The 17,617-nt window shown below is 70.0% G+C and carries 14 protein-coding genes and 6 pseudogenes; 9 read left to right on the forward strand and 11 right to left on the reverse strand.

From position 1 onward, the window contains the following. Window positions 1-38: 38 nt before the first annotated feature. Window positions 39-371 carry a hypothetical protein gene (locus ABZV38_RS35110; RefSeq protein WP_356332510.1) on the reverse strand — a complete coding sequence of 111 codons (333 nt, stop codon included), beginning with the start codon at window positions 369-371 and terminating at the stop codon, window positions 39-41. A gap of 267 nt (window positions 372-638) precedes the next feature. Then, window positions 639-773: pseudogene (locus ABZV38_RS35115) on the reverse strand (leucine zipper domain-containing protein); the annotation flags it as partial. Between the two features lie 55 nt (window positions 774-828). On the opposite strand from ABZV38_RS35115, the pseudogene ABZV38_RS35120 reads away from it, so the two are divergent. The 4 genes and pseudogenes from ABZV38_RS35120 to ABZV38_RS35135 all read left to right on the forward strand — a co-directional run. Continuing rightward, window positions 829-1,089: pseudogene (locus ABZV38_RS35120) on the forward strand (tyrosine-type recombinase/integrase); the annotation flags it as partial. A gap of 253 nt (window positions 1,090-1,342) precedes the next feature. Further along, entirely contained in the window at window positions 1,343-1,783 is a 441-nt protein-coding gene (locus tag ABZV38_RS35125) for a hypothetical protein (RefSeq protein WP_356332511.1), read from the forward strand. Between the two features lie 793 nt (window positions 1,784-2,576). After that, window positions 2,577-4,049, forward strand: coding sequence for a SulP family inorganic anion transporter (locus ABZV38_RS35130; protein ID WP_356332512.1), 1,473 nt, complete (start codon window positions 2,577-2,579; stop codon window positions 4,047-4,049). 158 nt (window positions 4,050-4,207) lie between these two features. Next, window positions 4,208-4,996, forward strand: coding sequence for a VOC family protein (locus ABZV38_RS35135; protein WP_356332513.1), 789 nt, complete (start codon window positions 4,208-4,210; stop codon window positions 4,994-4,996). 62 nt (window positions 4,997-5,058) lie between these two features. On the opposite strand, the gene ABZV38_RS35140 is transcribed toward ABZV38_RS35135, so the two are convergent. From ABZV38_RS35140 to ABZV38_RS35150, 3 genes are all read right to left on the reverse strand, one after another. After that, entirely contained in the window at window positions 5,059-6,306 is a 1,248-nt protein-coding gene (locus tag ABZV38_RS35140) for a PP2C family protein-serine/threonine phosphatase (protein WP_356332514.1), read from the reverse strand. 145 nt (window positions 6,307-6,451) lie between these two features. Next, window positions 6,452-8,695, reverse strand: a complete 2,244-nt coding sequence (locus tag ABZV38_RS35145; RefSeq protein WP_356332515.1) for a SpoIIE family protein phosphatase — start codon at window positions 8,693-8,695, stop codon at window positions 6,452-6,454. 303 nt (window positions 8,696-8,998) lie between these two features. Continuing rightward, window positions 8,999-9,406, reverse strand: a complete 408-nt coding sequence (locus tag ABZV38_RS35150) for a DUF2795 domain-containing protein (protein ID WP_356332516.1) — start codon at window positions 9,404-9,406, stop codon at window positions 8,999-9,001. Between the two features lie 267 nt (window positions 9,407-9,673). On the opposite strand from ABZV38_RS35150, the gene ABZV38_RS35155 reads away from it, so the two are divergent. Beyond that, on the forward strand, window positions 9,674-10,360 hold the full coding sequence (locus ABZV38_RS35155; protein ID WP_356332517.1) for an HSP18 transcriptional regulator: 687 nt from the start codon (window positions 9,674-9,676) through the stop codon (window positions 10,358-10,360). Between the two features lie 29 nt (window positions 10,361-10,389). After that, window positions 10,390-11,322, forward strand: coding sequence for an AraC family transcriptional regulator (locus tag ABZV38_RS35160; protein ID WP_356332518.1), 933 nt, complete (start codon window positions 10,390-10,392; stop codon window positions 11,320-11,322). A gap of 5 nt (window positions 11,323-11,327) precedes the next feature. Here ABZV38_RS35160 and ABZV38_RS35165 read toward each other — a convergent pair. Beyond that, window positions 11,328-11,508, reverse strand: a pseudogene (locus tag ABZV38_RS35165) (alpha-L-fucosidase); the annotation flags it as partial. A 127-nt stretch (window positions 11,509-11,635) separates the two neighbouring features. Next, window positions 11,636-11,815 (reverse strand): annotated as a pseudogene (locus tag ABZV38_RS35170) (hypothetical protein); the annotation flags it as partial. A gap of 113 nt (window positions 11,816-11,928) precedes the next feature. On the opposite strand from ABZV38_RS35170, the gene ABZV38_RS35175 reads away from it, so the two are divergent. Next, window positions 11,929-12,765, forward strand: coding sequence for a BTAD domain-containing putative transcriptional regulator (locus ABZV38_RS35175; protein ID WP_356332519.1), 837 nt, complete (start codon window positions 11,929-11,931; stop codon window positions 12,763-12,765). 38 nt (window positions 12,766-12,803) lie between these two features. Here ABZV38_RS35175 and ABZV38_RS35180 read toward each other — a convergent pair. Beyond that, window positions 12,804-13,122, reverse strand: a pseudogene (locus tag ABZV38_RS35180) (zinc-binding dehydrogenase); the annotation flags it as partial. Between the two features lie 15 nt (window positions 13,123-13,137). Here ABZV38_RS35180 and ABZV38_RS35185 point away from each other — a divergent pair. Together ABZV38_RS35185 and ABZV38_RS35190 are read left to right on the forward strand one after the other, a co-directional pair. Continuing rightward, window positions 13,138-13,489 (forward strand): annotated as a pseudogene (locus tag ABZV38_RS35185) (helix-turn-helix transcriptional regulator). A 97-nt stretch (window positions 13,490-13,586) separates the two neighbouring features. After that, the gene (locus ABZV38_RS35190) at window positions 13,587-15,809 is read left to right on the forward strand and encodes an NADP-dependent isocitrate dehydrogenase (protein ID WP_356332520.1); all 2,223 of its coding nucleotides are present in this window, start codon (window positions 13,587-13,589) and stop codon (window positions 15,807-15,809) included. Here ABZV38_RS35190 and ABZV38_RS35195 read toward each other — a convergent pair. The 3 genes from ABZV38_RS35195 to ABZV38_RS35205 all read right to left on the reverse strand — a co-directional run. Continuing rightward, window positions 15,781-16,380, reverse strand: a complete 600-nt coding sequence (locus tag ABZV38_RS35195; protein WP_356332521.1) for a GNAT family N-acetyltransferase — start codon at window positions 16,378-16,380, stop codon at window positions 15,781-15,783. The genes ABZV38_RS35190 and ABZV38_RS35195 overlap by 29 nt on opposite strands. A 29-nt stretch (window positions 16,381-16,409) precedes the next feature. Next, window positions 16,410-16,649: a LapA family protein gene (locus ABZV38_RS35200; RefSeq protein WP_356332522.1), complete on the reverse strand. Its 240-nt coding sequence runs from the start codon at window positions 16,647-16,649 to the stop codon at window positions 16,410-16,412. A gap of 127 nt (window positions 16,650-16,776) precedes the next feature. Next, window positions 16,777-17,617: CocE/NonD family hydrolase C-terminal non-catalytic domain-containing protein (locus ABZV38_RS35205; RefSeq protein WP_356332523.1), on the reverse strand; the 841-nt coding region annotated here is incomplete at its 5' end.

Below are 17,617 nucleotides of genomic sequence, written 5' to 3' on the forward strand. Positions count from 1 at the left end.
ACACCGCGCACGCGGACACGGTGGGAGCCGTGAACGTTCTACGGGCCGGGCTGGCCCATCGCGACGCCAACCAGGCATAGCGAGAAGCCCCCTCGCTTACCAGGGGGAGGAGTCACCGCGTCCTCGGCCGGTTTGCCGGCCCGATCGCTGATCAGTTCACCGGCGATGCGTTGGAGCGTCTTGTTGTCGACTCCGTCGCAGGCGGCCGGGCTCTTGCTCTTCTTGGCCTCGTTGCCTGCCGCGATGGCGTCGTCGAACGCTTTGGCCATGGCAGCCTTGCAGGCGGCGGGGTCGGCCTTGGTGTCGCTGTTGCAGCCGGTGAGGGCAAGCAGGGTGATGGCGGCGGCCGCGAGGGCGGTGTGGGTGCGCATGGCCCCCCAGGACGTTGCGTGATGAGGGGGACATCATGGGGCACTCACGGCAAGGGTGTCTGGCGGTCTGTCACATCCGAGTGATGCGGATCCAGGACCCGACCTTGGTCGTCGTGGGGCAGCGGATGAGATGGCCTGCGCCCACTGGACGCGGGGGCGGGTCGGAGCACGACGCGGCCGCGCATGGGGCCGCCGTGGGGGTGGGTGCGGCTGTCCACCACGGTCACGGTCGGTACACCAACGGGAGAGCCATGAGCACCTCCTCACCGTGCGATGCGGGGTCGTGTGCGGCCGGCTCGAGCGGTCGAACAACCCCGGATCGCCTTCCGTGCGCCACCGTCGCACCCACTTGTGGGCGGTCGCCCGCGAGATCCCCATCTCCTCGGCCACATGAGCGACCGGGATACGAAGACCTCCGTGTGGTGCAGTCCTAGACAGCTCCACCACACCGGTCGAGTCCTCTCGGGAGGACATGTTCCACGTGCTCCGCCACACCTACGCCAGCGTCCAACTGGAGGCCGGCGAATCAATCGTGACCGTGTCGCAGTGGCTTGGCCACTCATCCGCCGAGATCACGCTCGACAACTACGCGCACTTCATGCCCGGGGCGGGGCAGCGAGGGCTCGCAGCCATGGACTCGTGGCTGCGAGCAAGATCACGGGTAGAAAATCCCTGCAATGTCCCTGACGCGACTCGGGAGGTGCGTTCTGATCACTGAACTGCAGGTCAGAGCCGTGATCACTACATCCTGACGGATATAGATCAACTACAAGGGCCGCTGAGCCACGGCGCGCGGCCCGACACCGTGTCGGGAGCCGCCGCAACGGCCCTGATCAGGGATCGTGATCCAGCCGAGGGACAACTGATCGATTCGATAGCCAGATCAGGTGAATGTCCTCCCCACTGGTGGCCTTCGGCGTGCCGTTGTCCGCCCCGCAGGGGTTTCCTGGCAGGGAGCACTGGAGATCCACATGAGGCACACCATCGGCTGGGCGCACACCGCACCATGCGGTGGTCTGCGCGCCGTGGTGCTCCTCGTCCTGCTGGCCTTCGTGCACTCGATGTTCACACCCGGCCCGATCCATATGCCGGCACCTGATGCCGACGACTGCCACCGCAGCATTGCCGCTTCCGCTGCTGACTCACCGGACGTGGACAAAGACTGTCCCGTCACGTGCGCCAGGGTCACCACAGGTGAAGGCCGTGAGCTCCCGGACGGCGGCGCCGCATCCGTGTGCGATGCCGCGGCCTACACGCCACGGCCCCTCTCGGCGGCAGCACACCCGGCGAAGGCCGTCGTCGGCGCGCCGGTCGGCGACGCACCCGCGGGTCAGGGCAACGCCCCCGCCTGCGTCAACTCCTCGATCGTTTCGGGCGCATGGCCGTCACGGACCATCGTCCTGCGCTGCTGACGGAACCCGACTGCCCGCCCGCCGGACTCTCCGACCGAGGGCTGACGCGTAACGGGCGGTCCGCTGCCGCCGTTCATTCCGGACCAGCACCGCAAGGGATCCGCCATGCCCATCGACGTCTATGCCGCTGTCGGCGCACTGGTACAGGCCGAAGCCGCCCGCTCCGCACGCAGGCACCCACCCACACCGGTGAGCGCCGCATCCCCTTCGGCTGACCGATCCCCCGCGGACGAGGAACCTCCCGTACCGGATGCGCTTGCCGGTCCTCAGTCCGCACAGCATCGTCAGCCGCCGCGCCCCGTCGCGAGCGCCCTGCGGCGGCTCACCGCCATGTTCCGCTGACGCCTTCGCGAGGGACCGCACCGGAACGCGTACCGGACTGCCGGCCCCCCACGTCCGCTCCGTCACCCGCTTCAGGGCCGAGGTGCGGGGCGCGCCTCGTCGCGTCCTGTCCCGCCGTACCGAAGAGCACGAGGCCGACCATGCAATCGCTCATCGAACACGCCCGTAACCTCCCCTCGACGATCGCTGTTCAGCAACTCGAATGCGCCGACCCGACCCGGGGGCAGCGTTTGCAGGCCCCGTTCATCGCCTGCTGCGGCTCCAGGGGGATGCCCCCAACGAGTCCGGGCGGCCGTGACTGGAACCACACCGTCAAGACCGGCGACGTCTTGGTCGGCCGCCCAGGAAGCAGCGGCTTCCAGCCCCTGTGAACCGCCCGGATGACGGCACCTGCGCCGTACCGTCCGGTCGCGACACCCGCGACGTTCCTTCCCTCCGACGAAAGAACGCCATGCCTGCCATTTCCACACCGCTCAAGCGCGCTCTGCGCACCGATCTGACTGCCTCTCTCGTCGTGTTTCTCGTCGCCCTGCCGCTGTGTGTGGGCGTCGCCGTCGCCTCCGGCGTCCCGGCCGAACTCGGCCTGCTCACCGGCGTCGTGGGAGGACTCCTCACCGGCCTCCTGCCCGGCAGCAGCCTCCAGGTCAGCGGACCGGCCGCCGGCCTGACCGTCCTGGTCTACACAGCCGTACAGGAATTCGGCCTGCCCGTCCTCGGTGTACTGGTCCTCGCCGCTGGACTGCTCCAACTCCTCATGGGCTTGATGAAGTGGGGACGCTGGTTCCGCGCGATCTCACCTGCCGTCATCCACGGCATGCTGGCGGGCATCGGGCTGGTACTGATCGTCGGACAGCTCTACGCCCTGACCGATACGAGGGCTCCCGGCACCAGCACGGCGAATCTCGCCGGGCTGCCCGGCCTGGCCGCCCGGGCGCTGGACTCTCCCACAGCCGTGACCGCCCTGGGCATCGGGGCAGGAACCATCACCGTCGTGGTGCTCTGGAAACGGCTGCCGGCCAAGGTGCAGCGTGTTCCCGCGCCGCTCGTGGCGGTGACGATGGCTGCCGCCGCTACGGCGGCTTTCGACCTGCCGGTCGCCCGGGTCCAGGTGCAGGGTCTGCTCGACTCGATCCAGCCCCCGGGCGCCGCTGACTTCGGCCGCCTGGCCGAGCTCGGGGTGCTCAGCACGATCGTGGCGTTCACCCTCATTGCCTCGGCGGAGAGCCTGTTCAGCGCGGCAGCGGTGGACCGACTGCACGACGGACCCCGTACCCACTACGACAAGGAACTCATGGCTCAGGGAGCCGGCAACACCGTCTGCGGGCTGCTCGGGGCTCTCCCGATGACCGCCGTGATCGTACGCAGCGCGGCCAACGTCCAGGCCGGGGCACGCACCAAGGCTTCCCGCGTGCTGCACGGTGCATGGCTGCTGCTGTTCGCCGCGCTCCTGCCCGCCGCACTCGGTGTCATCCCCACCGCCTCACTCGCGGGCATCCTCGTGCACGCGGGCTGGAAGCTGCTGCCCGTGAGCGAATTGGGCTCGCTGTGGCGCGAGCACCGCGGTGAGGCCGTCGTGCTGGCCGTCACCGCCGGAGCGATCGTGCTGACCAATATGTTCGAGGGCGTCCTGATCGGACTGCTGCTCGCGATCGTCAAAGCGGCCTGGGCCACCTCTCACGTTCACATCGACAGCATCGACCATGCTGCCGGCCCGATCCGGGTCCGGCTCCAGGGCAACGCCACCTTCCTGCGGCTGCCCCGGATCCTGGACACTCTCTCGAACATCCCGAAGGACCGTTCGGTCGAGCTGGACCTGGCCGGGCTCCGACACCTGGATCACGCCTGCATGACAGCACTGCACACCTGGGCCGAGCAGCACAACACCCGAGCCGGACAGTCAGTCGGGGTCTCCTCGTCGGCCTGACTCCGGCCGGACGGAAGACCTGTCCAGCACGCCGGTGCTGACCGCACCTGAAAAATTGACCATATGTTCGAATTATTTGCCAGGCATGGTGCAAGATCAACGAATAGCGTGGCCAGCCAGTCACCAGTCATGTCCCTCGACCAGGAGGCAGTCAGACCATGGCCGCGAAACCTGAAGGCGCGCCCTGTTGGGCCGACGCGATGTTCCCCGACCTGGAGGCCGCGAAGGGCTTCTACGGTGAACTGCTGGGCTGGACCTTCGGCGAGTCGTCGGAGGAGTACGGCAAGTACACGCAGGCGTACTCAGGCGGTAAGAATGTCGCCGCCCTGTCTCCCCAGATGCCCGGCTGGGAAGGCCCGCCGGCCTGGAGCATCTACATCGCCTCGTCGGACGTCGACGCCGCCGCCGCCACAATCCGCGCCAACGGCGGCGAGTTGATGATGGAGCCCATGTCCGTCGGCGAGTTCGGCAAGATGCTGATGGCCAAGGACCCGAGCGGCGTCGTCTTCGGCGTCTGGCAGGCGGGCACGCACGAGGGCTTCGAGAAGCAGGGCGAGGCCGGCGCGTTCTGCTGGGCCGAGATCACCACACGCGATGTGGAGAAGGCCGACGGTTTCTTCCCCGCTGTCTTCGGCTACGGCGTAAAGACCATGCAGGACGAGGCCATCGACTTCAAGCTCTACGACCTCGACGACGACACCGCGCTCGGCCGGATGAAGATGACGAAGGACTGGCCGGCCGAGGTCCCCCCATACGTCAACGTCTACTTCGCCGTCGACAGCTGCGACGACGCGATCGCCACCGTCACCAAACACGGCGGCCACGTGCACTTCGGTCCGCACGACAGCCCGTTCGGCCGCTTCGCGGCCGTCTCCGACCCGCAGGGCGCGGCCTTTTCCGTGATCGACCTCAAGACAACGAAGGGTGACATGCCCAAGATCACCTGAGCCACGGGGAACCGCCGCCCCTCCCGGCTCCGGTCCGCGGCCGCTCGTCGGCGGCGGACCGCCTACGCAGGACGCTGAGCGGGAGGAGCGATTCCGCTCTTCTGCTGCTTCGGCAGATCGCCCGGCTCATCCCCGTGGTTGGGCTGCGGGGCCGTGGCGCAGCCCGTCACCAGGCTGATCATTTCGTGGGAGCGGGCCCGGTGGTGGTGGGGTGCTCGGTGGATCGCGATGAGGGCTGCGTCGTCACCGAGGCGCCCGCCCGCGTGAGCGAGGAGGTCACGCCGGATGTGGTGCAGGAGTGCCTTGGGGTTGCACTCGGTCCACTGGCCCGCTCGTTCCGCGAAGGGATAGAAGTCACCGGCCTGGTCACGGGCCTCGATGACGCCGTCGGTGTACAGGACAAGGGTGTCGCCGGCCTCGAAGGTGAACACGTCAAGGGTGTGGGCGGCTGGTCCCCTCGCGCCGAGCCCCAGCGGAGGCGCGGGGTGCAGGCTCGGGACAGTGACGGAGTGGCCGGGGCTGAGCAGCAGGGGCGGGGGGTGCCCGCAGCTGGTCATCCGGGTGATGTGGTCGTCGTCGGGGATCTCCAGCATCAGGGCGGTGACGAAGCGTTCCCCGACCTCACCCTCCGGCTCGGAGAATTCTGCCTGGTAGCGGTCCACACTCTGATTCAGGGCGTCGGCCAGTGCGGGCAGGGAGGTGTGCTGGTGGGCGGCCTCACGGAAGGCGCCGAGGAGCAGTGCCGCCTCCCCGATGGCGGCCAGGCCCTTGCCCCGTACGTCCCCGATCAACAGGCGGGTGCCACCTTCGGTGCGGGTGGCCGCGTACAGGTCACCGCCGATCTCTGCCTCGTCCTCGGCCGCCAGATACAGGCAGGCCGTCCGCAACGGACCGATCCGGTCCGGGATGGGCCACAGCAGCACGTGCTGCGCGGCCTCGGCCACCGACCGCACCTGATCCAGCTTCCTTTCGCGCCGCTCACGCACCACGCAGAAGAACACGATCAGGGATGAGAGCACCGCCAGCGCGACGACCTGCACCACCACGTTGCGGGAGAAAAGCAAGCCGAAGTGCCAGCCGATGTACGCCTGGGCCGCCACAGCCAGGAGCCCGATCGCGCCGCTCAGCCGGGGACCGGCGAACGAGGCGGTGATCGCCGGCGCGATGACCAGCAGCGGACCGAGGTGCACGTCGGCCGGGACCAGGATGTCCACGCCCGCGATCACCACGATGAGCGCGATGGGAATCACCAGCAACGCATGGCTCGACTGCCATGGCCGCCAACCGGCAAAGCGCTGCCCACCTCCCATAACTTCCACAGTGCACCGTCCACGGGCGACTGACGAGCGGGGCACACCACGAAGGCAGGGCCGGCGCGGGAGAAACCGCTGCGGCGTCACGGCTATCGCACGATCCTGTGAGGCGGCAACACGGCCGCGACCCGAGTCCCCCACCTCACTTCGGCAGGGGCTGCTCGGTCCAGATGGTCTTGCCGCGTGCGGCGTAGCGGGTGCCCCAGTGGTCGGTGAGCTGGGCGACGAGAAACAGGCCGCGACCGCCCTCGTCGTCGTTGTGGGCCCGTCGCAGGTTCGGGGCCGTGCTGCTGCCGTCGGACACTTCGCAGATGAGGTTCTGATCGTGGATCAGGCGTAGCCGGATGGGCGGCTTGCCGTACCGGATGGCGTTGGTGACCAACTCGCTGACCATCAGTTCGGTGACGTACGCCATGTCCTGCAGCCCCCATGTGTCCAGCTGCCGGGTGGCAGCGGTCCGCGCGTCGACCACGATGGCGGGATCCGACGGCAGATCCCAGGAAGCCACGCGGTCCGGGCCCAGTGCGCGGGTGCGGGCGACCAGAAAAGCGACATCGTCCGGCGGCCGGAACGGCAGCAGCGCCGCGGTCAACCGGTGGCAGATGTCCTCGAGCGCGGGCTCCGGCCGGGACAGGATGCGGCGCACCGAGTCCAGGCCGACGTCGATGTCCCGGTCCCGGGCCAGGATCAGTCCGTTGGTGTACAGAACGAGCAGGCTGCCCTCGGCAAGGTCCAGTTCGGCCGTCTCGAACGGCAGTCCCCCGAGACCCAGCGGTGGCCCTGCGGGCACCGCCGGGAAGTCGACGCTGCCGTCGGGGCCCGCCACAGCGGGTGGGTAGTGGCCGGCACTGGCGAGCGTGCAGCGCCGGTCGACGGGGTCGTACACCGCGTACAGGCAGGTTGCCCCGATCGCGGTCCCGTCGGCGTGGGGCTCGTCGCGGCCCACGCCTTCCTCCTCAGCGAGGCGGGCCACCAGGTCGTCGAGGTGGGTGAGCAGTTCGTCAGGGGACAGCTCGAGGTCGGCCAGGGTGTGCACCGCGGCGCGCAGCCGCCCCATGGTGGCGGAGGCCTGGACTCCGTGTCCGGGCACATCGCCCACCACCAGGGCGACCCGGGCCCCGGACAGCGGAATCACATCGAACCAGTCCCCGCCCAGATCGGTGTCCGAGCCGGCGGGCTGGTAGCGGCCGGCGGCCTCCACCGCGTTGAGCACGGGCAGGGACTGCGGGAGCAGGCTGCGCTGCAGGGCCAGGGCGGTGTTGCGTTCGCGGGTGTAGCGGCGGGCGTTGTCCATGCAGACGGCGGCCCGTGAGGCCAGTTCACCGGCCAGGGCGACATCGTCGTCGTCAAAGGACTCGGGGTTCCGCCACCGGTAGAAGGTGGCCACGCCCATCAGGACGTTCCGCGCGGTCAGGGGTACGGCGATGAGCGAGTGGACCCCGGTGGCACGAATGATCGCAGCCCGCCTGGGATCCTCGTCCAGCCATGGCGCCGTGAGGTCCAGGTGGGCGATGCATTTCGCCTCGAGATCGGCCATGCATTGGGCCTGGGGCGAGGCCGGGCCGAACCGGCTCAGGTCGCCCACGGCCAATGTTTTCGGCGGCCTCAGCGACTCGAAGGCGCTCTCGTGGGCCGCCCGACGCAGCGTGAGGCCCTGGTCGGCCGGGCCGGGCGCGGGCGTGTCGCCCCGGAGCACCGAGTCCAGCAGATCCACCGTGATGCTGTCCGCCAGTCGGTTGAGCGCCACCTCGGCCAGTTCCTTTGCGGTGCGCCCCAGATCCAGGGTGGTGCCGATGCGTAGGCTCGCCTCGTTGACCAGTTGCATCCGCTCCCTGGCCCGGTGGACATCGGTGATGTCGACGATGGCGTGGCACAGTCCGAGCGCCGTTCCCTCGGAGTCCTGGAGCCGGAAGATCCCGGTGGACCAGACGTGCTCACGGCTCGGATCGGCCGGGGTGTGGCCGCGTTGGATGAAGTCGACCACCGGTTCGCCGGTGGCCAGGACGCGTTGCATCGTCGCCTCGACCTCGGCGGCGTTCAGGTCGGGCAGCGCCTCGCTGATCCGCTTGCCCAGCCGCTCCTCGATCGGCACACCGGTCATCCGCTCCAGTGCCAGATTGCGCCGGGTGCAGCGCAGGTCGGTGTCGGAGATCAACAGACCGACCGGCGACTGGGTGAACAGGCCGGACAGTACCGCCCAGTCCTCCTCCCACCGCCGCGTCTCGGCCTCCTCGGCGGCCAGCAGCATCCAGTACCGCGCCCCGTGCGGGCCCACCCCTGGGTGGGCCCGCACGGCCAGTGCCAGGTCTCGCCCGTCCTTGCAGCGCAGAGTGGCACCGACCTGCCGCCCCCGCGCCTCGTGGCTCAGCTCGGCACATCGCTCCATTCTCGCATCCGCTCCTGCGTGCGCAAGCCCGGGGGCGATCCCCGCGCCGCCCCGTACGGGGCGGCCGTACGCACTCCACCCATACGCCCCCCATACCCCGTACGCCACCCGGGACGGCACCGGATTCCTGTCCGCCGGCCGGCTGCCGCTCCCGGCATGCTCACGCGCTGACACATACCGACTCGTCCGCCGGCTCCCGACGCTTGGCGGCCCGAGCGACTGCGCCTCGGTTCTCCCGAACCCTTCCGTCCACCTCGGCGTGATCGATGGTGAGCTCTGCCCTCGCACTCCCGCCCTGCGCATTCACACGCGGGGCCGGTAGCCCAGAGCCCGGACGATTTGTCCGGCGTTCCCGTACCGCTCGTCCGCGGGCAGGTCTCGTACGGCTTCGAGCAGCGGGTCCGGCACATGCTCCTCGGTGAGCGTCCGCAGGAGTGAGGTGCGGTCGGCCGGGAAGTCGCTGCGGTTCAGATGGCGTGCCAGGTCCGACCTCAGCCGTCCGGCCTCGGCCTCGGCGCGCGCCCGGTCCCTTCCCGCACCGGGCGGCGGAACGGGGCCGCCGACATCCACCCTCACATCGTCGTCGGCCGCCGGCTCGGGGTCGTACGCCTCCTCCGTGCGGGTGGGGTGTCCGGACCTCAGAAAGCCCTTGAGTTCATGCTTCCTCTCGTCGTCCACCCACGGACTGACCTGGCTGTTTCCTCGCTCCATGGTCAAGCACCTCCTCGGCCTCCGTCGCTGATACAGGCGCGACCTCGCTCAGCCTTGGATCTCCTTGTGCTTCTGCGTGTCCACCGATGGTGATCTTGCGGGGCTCGGCGCGCTCGGCGATAGGGACGCACAGGGTCAGCACCTGCGTCGCACTCGGCGTAGATGTGCTCGCCCATGCGATTCACCTGACATCCGTTGTAGCATGTCATCGATTGGATGACAAATTGGATGTCATCCAGAGGATGACGCCATGTCGGAGGAGACACTGTGCCCACAGCAGCCCAGCGCGACCCGTCCCGGGACCGCGACCGGGACCCGGATACGGGCGCGGTTCCCTTCCTCGCCGCCGCAGCCGCGCTGGAAGCCATAGACGCAGCCGTGCGCGGCGCCTGCACCGCCGACGAGGCACCGCCCTCCTCACGCGCAGAACGTGAGCAGGTGCTGGCCTCGCTCCTGCTGCTGCGCGAGGTGCGCGAACAGCTCGCGGGCTGGGAAACGAGCCTGATCGAATCGGCCCGGGAGGCAGGAGCCAGTTGGGCCGAACTCGCAGGTCCCCTCGGCGTCGCCAGCCGCCAGGCCGCCGAACGCCGCTACCTGCGTCTGCGCCCCGGGGCCGACGGCACCACCGGCGAACAGCGGGTCAAAGCCACCCGGGACCGCCGCGCGGCCGACCGGACCATCACCGCATGGGCCCGTACCCATGCGGCCGACCTGCGCACCCTCGCCGGACAGATCACCGCCCTGACCGACCTCCCCGATGCTGCCCACACCTGCCTCGGACATCTCCGCCAAGCCCTGGCCGACGACGATCCCGCCCGTCTCGTCGCCCCGCTTGCAGCGACCCGGCCTCACCTGAAGGCCCACCACCGCGACCTCGCGGACCGGATCGACTCCATCACCCACCACACCGGCCAATTGCGCCAGAAGGCCACCATTCGACGCCAGGACGCCTGAACGACGCCGCCCGGCCGACGATCGCGGCCGTGACCGTCGCCCGGCCGTTGCCGTCGAGGCAGGTGGCGAAGCGGTGGAGGATGCCGCTGGTGGACTCGGCGCCGACGCCCTGGGGCGTGGGGGCCCACCAGCGGGTCCGGCCCGGACTCCACTGGTACGTTCTCATCGTGACTGCCGTCGACACGCCCGGTTCCTACGTGCAGGTCTGCCTGGACACGCCGCCGCGTGTGGCGAGCCTGGGAGTCGGCGTGCACGGGACCGCGAGCCTTCGCGACGTCTTCCGGCTGCCGGATCTGTGGCAGCTGCACCTGTACCGGTACGCCGCCGAACTCACCGTCGACGGGGTGACGCACGCGATCCGGCCCGGCCGGGTGAGTCTCGTGCCGCCCGGGGCGGTGGTGCAGTTCCGCTACCGCGGACGGTCGGAGCATCTGTACGCCCATCTCGAACTACGGCCGATCGGCGAGCCGCTGACCGTCCCCGTGATGCAGGACGCGGGTGCCGAGACGCGGATGATCTCCGACCTCCTGCAACAGGCCGTCGCCGTGCACCCGCGCAGCCCTGCGCGGGCGGCGAGCGAGGTGTGGGCAGCGCTGTGGCGGGTCGCCGAACTGGCCGCGCCGGTCGGCGCCGCCGCACAGCCGCACGCCGCGACCGCCGCGGCCATCGCCCATATCGAGGCCCACCTGGCCGAGCCGTTGACCGTGCCCGGTGTGGCGGCGGCCGCCGGTGTTTCGCACAACCACCTCATCCGGCTGATCCGCGCCGCGACCGGCGACACCGTGGTGGCCTACATCCGCCGGCGCCGGATGGAGCGGGCCCGGCATCTGCTGCGCGAATCGACACTGTCGATCCCCGCGGTCGCGGCTTCGGTGGGCATGGGTGACCTCCAGGCATTCAACAAGGCGTGCCGGCGCGAGCTCGGCGCGTCCCCGCGCGCGATCCGGGCCCTCGGCGGCTGATCCCAGTCGCGTCCGGCGCCGCGGTACAGGTCGGTCGAGTTCACCGTCGAGCTCCGCGACCGGCACGGTGGCACGGTCGTCGACGTCCATGCCCGCGGGCACGTCGGTCCACCGGACTCCGGGCACCTCACCGGGGCCGCCGGAGACCTGGTGGGTCAGCTCCCTACCCGTACCGACCACCACTACTGGTTGCTTTTCACCCTCATGCCTGCTCGCAGCACACCCCGGCGCTCTGCGCGCGACGCCGGGAGCCGGCCGGAAAGGCCGCCGCGATCTCGATCCCGCATCCGGTGTACGAGCCGCCGGGCGGCTCGGCGCGGCGCAGTGCGGCCAGCTGCTGCGAGCGGTGCACCGGCTCCACGCCGACCTGCGGCAGCATCTCCGCGACCGCGTGCTCCCACCGGCTCAGGACCTCCAGCACCCTGATCCTCACCGGGTGGCCGCGGTACCGACCGCTGCGTCGGCACGCATGTCGCCAGGCGCTTAGTCTGATGAGATCGCGATATGTCCGATACCAAACGGTTCGGTATGCGCGGGGCGCGGCCCGAGCCGGAGGGACCGGCGCGGACCGCGTAGGCGTCGCTCCGGAAAAGATGGGCGGAGGGTATGCACTACGAACATGTGGACGGAGCGGAGGCGGCCGGCTCCCAGGCGTCATCGGCAGCCGCGGGCTTTCCCGCCTACGCGACGTGTGAGTGGCCCGGATCCGGGGTGCGCATCGATGTCCTGGGAGGATTCGGCCTGTGGGTGGGTGACGACCCCGTCGCCGTCCCCGCGGGGTCGGAGCGGGTACTGGCGTTCGTCGCCCTGTGCTGCAGGGCCGCCGTCCCCCGGCCGCTGATCGCGGGCACGCTGTGGCCGGAGACGGCCGAGCCCCGCGCCTGCACCAACCTCCGCTCCGCCCTGGCCCGCCTGCGCACCGAAGGCAGACGGGCCCTGGACATCGGACCGGCCTCGGTGTGCCTGGCCCGCGGCACCACGGTCGACCTCCACCACGCCCAGCGGGTCGCCCGACGTGTCCTCGCCTCCACCGATCCCGCCCGGCTCCCCGGTTCCATCCCGGCCGCCGTCGAAGCGCTCTCCATGGACCTGCTGCCGGGCTGGTACGACGACTGGGCCCAGCTGGAGGCGGAGGAGTGGCGGCAGCTGCGGCTCCATGCCCTGGAGACGCTGGCCGGGCGCCTGATCGCGGCGGGACGTCATGCCGAGGCGGTGTCCGCCGCGCACGCGGCCGTGCACGCGGATCCGCTGCGCGAGAGCGGCCAGACCCGACTGCTTCAGGCCCACTTGGCCGAGGGCAACCGCTCCGAGGCCCTGCACGCCTTCCGCCGCTACTCGCGGCGCCTGCACGAAGAGCTGGGGCTGGAGCCGACCGAGCGGCTGCGTGGGCTCGTCGCCGAAATCTCCCCGTCACCGCGCGGCGACGGCCGGCCGGGACGATAGGGACAGCGGGACTCCGACGCCGCACCGACAAGCACTGCGAACACCTCGTCGTAGCCGTACTCGCGCGCGAATTGCGGCCTTGGTGGCGGAGGAGACGACGCCGTACACCGCGCTCGCTCCCGCCGCCCGGGCCAGCTGCCCGGCGACGGTGCCGACACCGCCCGCGGCGCCATGCACCAGCACGTTCTCGCCGGCACGCAGCCGCCCCACCTCGTGCAGCAGTGCATGCGCGGTCGGCAGCACGGTGGGGAGTGCGGCCGCGGCCCGCAGGCCCACACCCTTCGGGAGCGGGAAGACGGTCGCGGCCTCGGCGACCACGACCTCCGCGTAGGCGCCGCCGCTGGTGAGCGCGGCGACCCCGAGGAGAGCGGCATGGAGGACCCGACGACAGGCGGCGGACACCGCCGCGCCCCCGTACACACCGATCCGGACGAGGTCCCCCTCCTGGCCGCACTGTCCGCACTGTCCGATCCCGTGCGCATCCAGCTGGTCCGCGAGCTGAGCGGCTCCCCGGAGTGGACGCGCGGCTGCGGCAGCTTCGACGTGCCGGTCGGCAAGGCCGCGCTCAGCCACCATTTCTCCGTGCTGGCTGCGCGGCGCCGGCCTGGTCGAACAACGCGATCAGGGGCCCAAGCGGGTCAACCGTCTGCGGCGCGAGGAGTTCGACGCGCGCTTCCCCGGTCTCCTCGAACCGGTCCTGCGCGCCGACACCCCTCGTCGGTGATTTCTCCCACCGGTGGGGGCAGGGCCCTGTCGAACGGACGGCCGTCACGGGATATCTTGATGTCAAGCAATGTTGCAGACGTGGAGCGGAGCACCCGGTGACTGACTCGACCATCATCTATACGCACACCGACGAGGCCCCGGCGCTGGCCACGTATTCGTTCCTGCCCGTGATCGAGGCGTACGCCTCGACGGCCGGGGTCACCGTGGAGAACCGCGACATCTCCCTGTCCGGACGGATCATCGCCGCCTTCCCCGAGCGCCTCGACGAGAACCAGCGCATCGATGACGCTCTCGCCGAGCTCGGCGCACTGGCCAAGACGCCCGGCGCGAACATCATCAAGCTGCCGAACGTCTCGGCGTCGATCCCGCAGATGAAGGCGGCGATCGCTGAGCTGCAGCAGCAGGGCTACGCGCTGCCGGACTACCCGGACGACCCGCAGACGGACGAGGACAAGGACGTCCGCGCGCGCTACGACAAGATCAAGGGCAGCGCGGTCAACCCGGTGCTGCGCGAGGGCAACTCCGACCGCCGCGCCCCCGCGTCCGTGAAGAACTACGCCAAGGCGCACCCGCACCGCATGGGCGCCTGGACGGCCGACTCGAAGACGAACGTCGCGACCATGGGCGTCGACGACTTCCGCTCCACCGAGAAGTCCGTCGTGATCGCCGAGCCGGACACGCTGCGCATCGAACTCGTGGCCGACGACGGCACCACCACCGTGCTGCGCGAGTCGGTACCCGTCCTCGCGGGCGAGGTCGTGGACGCGTCCGTCCTGCGTACCGCACCGCTGCGCGAGTTCCTGACCGCGCAGATCGCCCGGGCCAAGGCCGAGGGCGTGCTGTTCTCCGTGCACCTGAAGGCCACGATGATGAAGGTCTCCGACCCGATCATCTTCGGCCACGTGGTCCGCGCTTTCTTCCCGAAGACGTTCGCCCAGTACGGCGAGGCGCTCGTCGCCGCCGGCCTGTCCCCGAACGACGGTCTCGGCGCCATCCTCAAGGGCCTGGACGGGGTGCCCCACCTGGGCGCCGAGATCAAGGCGTCCTTCGAGGCCGAGCTGGCCGAGGGTCCGGCCCTCGCGATGGTCGACTCCGACAAGGGCATCACCAACCTGCACGTCCCGAGCGACGTCATCGTCGACGCCTCCATGCCGGCCATGATCCGCACCTCCGGCCACATGTGGGGCCCGGACGGCAAGGAGGCCGACACCCTCGCCGTCCTCCCGGACAGCAGCTACTCCGGCGTCTACCAGGTCGTCATCGACGACTGCCGTGCGCACGGCGCGTACGACCCGTCCACCATGGGCTCGGTCTCGAACGTCGGCCTCATGGCGCAGAAGGCCGAGGAGTACGGCAGCCACGACAAGACCTTCGAGATCCCCGCCACGGGCACCGTGCGCCTCGTCGACCGAGCCGGCAACGCCGTGCTGGAACAGCAGGTCGCCCAGGGCGACATCTTCCGCGCCTGCCAGGCGAAGGACCTGCCGATCCAGGACTGGGTCAAGCTCGCGGTCACCCGCGCCCGCGCGACCGGCGTCCCGGCCGTGTTCTGGCTCGACGAGAACCGCGCCCACGATGCGCAGGTGATCGCCAAGGTCAAGACGTACCTCGCCGACCACGACACCGATGGTCTGCAGATCGAGATCATGTCGCCGGTCGAGGCCACCAAGTTCTCCCTGGAGCGCATCCGCCGTGGCGAGGACACCATCTCCGTCACCGGCAATGTGCTGCGTGACTACCTGACCGACCTGTTCCCGATCCTGGAGCTGGGCACCAGCGCCAAGATGCTCTCGATCGTCCCGCTGATGGCCGGCGGCGGCCTCTTCGAGACGGGCGCCGGCGGCTCCGCTCCGAAGCACGTCCAGCAGCTCGTCAAGGAGAACTACCTGCGCTGGGACAGCCTCGGCGAGTTCTTCGCCCTGGCCGCCAGCTTCGAGCACCTGGCCACCACCACGGGCAACGCACGCGCCCAGGTCCTCGCCGACACCCTCGACCGCGCCACCGGCACCTTCCTCAACGAGGACAAGTCGCCGAGCCGCAAACTGGGTGGCATCGACAACCGCGGCAGCCACTTCTACCTGGCGCTGTACTGGGCCCAGGAGCTGGCGAAGCAGACGGCCGACGCGCAGCTCGCGGAGGCGTTCGCCGGTCTCGCCAAGACGCTGACCGAGCAGGAGCAGACCATCGTCGACGAGCTCATCGCCGTGCAGGGCTCGCCGGTCGACATCGGCGGCTACTACCGCCCCGACGCCGCCAAGGCCTCAGCCGTCATGCGTCCGTCGGCGACGTTCAACGAGGCCATCGCGACCCTCGGCTAGTCCGGGCACGCCCTGCTCCCCGGGCCCCCGAAAACTGCGGCATACGTTCCGCCCCGGCTGCACATCTGTGCGGCCGGGGCGGTCCCGTATCCGGACACACCGCCGGTACGGAACGTGTGTTACGACGCGGCTGTCCCCGAGCATGCCGCCGACACCGCCGCTCTGCGAGCGGGCCGAAGGCGTACCGCATCACCAGGTCGAGGCCCTCGCTCATCAGGCCGCGCCCGGCCGCATGGGCGAACGCCCCGTATCCCAGCGCACCGCAGCGGAAAGCGCCGCCGACGATGTTGTTGATGTTGATGAAGCCTGCGATGGGGCCGCTTCCGGCCGCGGTTCCGCTCCCGTCGTCGCCGACCGCACGTTCACAGACGAGGAAGCCCGCCTTTGTTGCGTCCTCCGTCAGCCGGCCCGCGTACACCGCGTACGCACGCGCGTCGTCGGGCGGGAACAGCCACGGGTGGTGCATGCCGTGGCTCTCCTTGGCGCGGGTGGTGAACTCTTCGGCGTCCGCGGGGGTGAAGGGGCGGATCGCCGTGCGTGCGCCCTCGGCCAGATAGACGTTCTCAGACATCCGGACAGCGTAAGCAACCGCCGCCGGCCTCACTTCGCCTTGCGGCGGAAGAGATAGCCGCCGCAGACCAACCCGGCGACGAACATTGCCACCAGCACCGCCGCGAGCGGCATCGTCACCAGGGGGATCAGCAGACGGATCGTGACTTCATCGGTGTTCTCGACGATGAAGACGAGCGACAGGATCGCGATGACGAGAACAACGATGCGGGAGGGTGAGAACGCCCCGACGGAGCCCTTGCCGCCGCTCGACACATCCTTCGGGCTCATGGTCCGGCCCCTTCTCTGGTCCTGATAAGCTACCGCCCCCGGTACCAGGATGCCTCCATCCGGCGCCCGGGGGCGATGGTGCGCGGCCGCACGGGTGACGGTCCGGCCCGCGCCGGTCCGCCCGGTGTCAGTTCACCCGGCCGCCGACCACCGGAAGCTCCAGCACACCCGTGTCGTCCGGGGCGCTGACGACCGTGACCGGCTTGATGCCGCGGTTGCCGAAGTACGCGCTGTCGCTGGCCGCGATCACGAATTCGAGCCGGTGCCCCGCCGGGTACCGGTGCACGATGCCCGGCAGCTGCACGGTGAACGCCCGGGTGACGTCCGGTACCCGCACCGGTGATACGAGACGGTTCACCAGCGTCCTGGAGCCGTCCGGCGCCACGTCGTACACCTTGGTGAACAGGACCAGCTTGTCGGCGGCGTCACCGCTGTTCTGTACGCGCTCCGTCTTCGGCGAGACGACCTTCAGGGTGGCCCTCGGCGCGCCGACGACATCGACGGCGGAGGTCAGCGGGGCACTGGTCCAGCCGAGGTAGGTGCCCTTGGTGTCGTACGGCTCGGGGTCGCGCAGTCCGATGATGCCGGCGAGCGAGCTCTCCGAGTGACTCGTCGGCACCAGCGAGTTGGCGTACTGGCGGCTGCCGCGGGTGACCTCGGAACGGTTGTCGACAAGCTTGCCGTCACCGGAGAGGTAGACCTTCTGCGACAGCGCGGGCACGGCGGCCGCGGTGCCGTAGCCGCTCTTCCAGTCACGGTAGTAGGCGAACTCGGGGCCGGTGTCGGTGTTATTCCTGTGCTGGAGGTAGCGGTCGAACCAGGCGAGGATGCGCTGTCCGACGTAACTGGTCTCCAGGTTGCCTTCAGCCAGGTCTAGTGCTGCTCCGCGGAAGTTCGTAGAGGTCGTGATCTTGTGGGCGGGGGTCCACTGACTGGCATCATGTCGCCATGGCAGCGGACGAGGTGGC

Origin of the sequence: Streptomyces sp. NPDC005181, from assembly GCF_040608395.1 — a bacterium.
GTDB lineage: Bacteria > Actinomycetota > Actinomycetes > Streptomycetales > Streptomycetaceae > Streptomyces.

What these genes read in the sequence shown, in the direction of transcription:
- ABZV38_RS35110 (WP_356332510.1), bottom strand. Translation starts at nt 371, where the DNA reads ATGCGCACCCACACCGCCCTCGCGGCCGCCGCCATCACCCTGCTTGCC.
- ABZV38_RS35135 (WP_356332513.1), top strand. Translation starts at nt 4,208, where the DNA reads ATGGCCGCGAAACCTGAAGGCGCGCCCTGTTGGGCCGACGCGATGTTC.
- ABZV38_RS35125 (WP_356332511.1), top strand. Translation starts at nt 1,343, where the DNA reads ATGAGGCACACCATCGGCTGGGCGCACACCGCACCATGCGGTGGTCTG.
- ABZV38_RS35140 (WP_356332514.1), bottom strand. Translation starts at nt 6,306, where the DNA reads ATGGGAGGTGGGCAGCGCTTTGCCGGTTGGCGGCCATGGCAGTCGAGC.
- ABZV38_RS35150 (WP_356332516.1), bottom strand. Translation starts at nt 9,406, where the DNA reads ATGGAGCGAGGAAACAGCCAGGTCAGTCCGTGGGTGGACGACGAGAGG.
- ABZV38_RS35145 (WP_356332515.1), bottom strand. Translation starts at nt 8,695, where the DNA reads ATGGAGCGATGTGCCGAGCTGAGCCACGAGGCGCGGGGGCGGCAGGTC.
- ABZV38_RS35130 (WP_356332512.1), top strand. Translation starts at nt 2,577, where the DNA reads ATGCCTGCCATTTCCACACCGCTCAAGCGCGCTCTGCGCACCGATCTG.
- ABZV38_RS35200 (WP_356332522.1), bottom strand. Translation starts at nt 16,649, where the DNA reads ATGAGCCCGAAGGATGTGTCGAGCGGCGGCAAGGGCTCCGTCGGGGCG.
- ABZV38_RS35195 (WP_356332521.1), bottom strand. Translation starts at nt 16,380, where the DNA reads ATGTCTGAGAACGTCTATCTGGCCGAGGGCGCACGCACGGCGATCCGC.
- ABZV38_RS35175 (WP_356332519.1), top strand. Translation starts at nt 11,929, where the DNA reads ATGCACTACGAACATGTGGACGGAGCGGAGGCGGCCGGCTCCCAGGCG.